Source organism: Pseudomonas sp. BIGb0558 (assembly GCF_024807515.1).
Classification (GTDB): domain Bacteria; phylum Pseudomonadota; class Gammaproteobacteria; order Pseudomonadales; family Pseudomonadaceae; genus Aquipseudomonas; species Aquipseudomonas yamanorum_A.
This window is the reverse complement of sequence record NZ_JANUEW010000090.1, coordinates 1-1,209: the sequence shown is the minus strand read 5'-3', so window position 1 is coordinate 1,209 and position 1,209 is coordinate 1. Positions and strand designations below refer to the sequence as shown.

Genomic DNA, 1,209 nt, shown 5'->3' with positions numbered 1-1,209 from the left:
CAACTTGTTCTCTCAGCTATTTAACCTCTTCAGCCCAGACCGGCCGGCACCGATTTATGTGCCGGATGCGCTGCCATTGCCAGCGCCGAAGGCACCTTCAGTACAAACAAACGACTACACACTTCAACCGCTAAAAAATTGGAGCCACCCCTTCAAGGACAAGAACAACCCACTGCTGCAATTAACCCAATTATCCAAGGCTGCTGCCGGTTACTACCCAGTGGGCCGCAATGGCCTCTGGCACGGCGGCGTGCATTTCGACAGTGGCACCGCTGGCGCCCTGGAACAACAGTCCAGCGTGCATTGCCTTGCCGACGGCGAAGTGGTGGCGTATCGCATCGACGAGCATTCGCCGACCACGACCTACTTCGTCGATGAGCTGTGCGTACCCAAGCCTTTTTCACGCAATTTTGTCTTGGTACGCCACCGCCTCGAAGCGCCGAAGATGGCAGGCAGCCCGGACGTCCCTCCCAGCCTGACCTTTTACAGTTTGTACATGCACCTGCAGGATTGGGCGGTTTACCGGGATGACGCCGCCTCCATCCCACGTCCGGCGTTTTGGCCCGACGCAGAGACTCGACGGGTCAAGGCAACCGCAAGAGAAGTACATTCCAGGTTTCCCGGGGAGAGAGGTCTGAAAGTCTACGGCCAGAAACGCTCGGCCGATGCACTCGTTCTCTTGCCACCGGGCACGGAGGTGACGGTCAGCGGCGACGGTGAATTCCGTAAGTTAAACAACACCAACGGCCCCGACATTTTGAAAAGTGCCGATGGGTCGCTGCGCGGCTACGTTTCCTCTGAGCATTTGGTCCCCATCGCCGGGGACGAATATCGAGTCGAGGTGAGTTTCACACTCAACGTACGCGCCGAAGCGAACGTCCATAGCCAACGTCTTATGCAATTGCCCGACGGCACGGAAGTGACTGTAAGCGGCGAGGGTGAGTTTCGAAAACTGGAGCAGGTGAATCAGTACGTTCGTTTCGAAGCATTGGAAGGTGCGCGCGAACCGGTGGCGGACCGCATCGTAGTGCTCGACCAACCCATAGCGATCAAGGCTGGCGACTTGATCGGTCACCTGGGCGAGTATCAAGACAGTGGTGCCGAGCACCCGGAAAAGAAACTGCACCTGGAAGTGTTCAGCACCGATCGTATGGAACCGTTCATTCAGGCCAGCCGCGCCTGGGCAAAACGATTGCCTGCCATCGGCAA

1 pseudogene is annotated in these 1,209 nt (G+C 57.7%); it reads left to right on the top strand.

Features of this window, described 5'->3' with window-relative positions:
• Positions 1-1,209, top strand: a pseudogene (locus M2400_RS33380) (hypothetical protein); the annotation flags it as partial.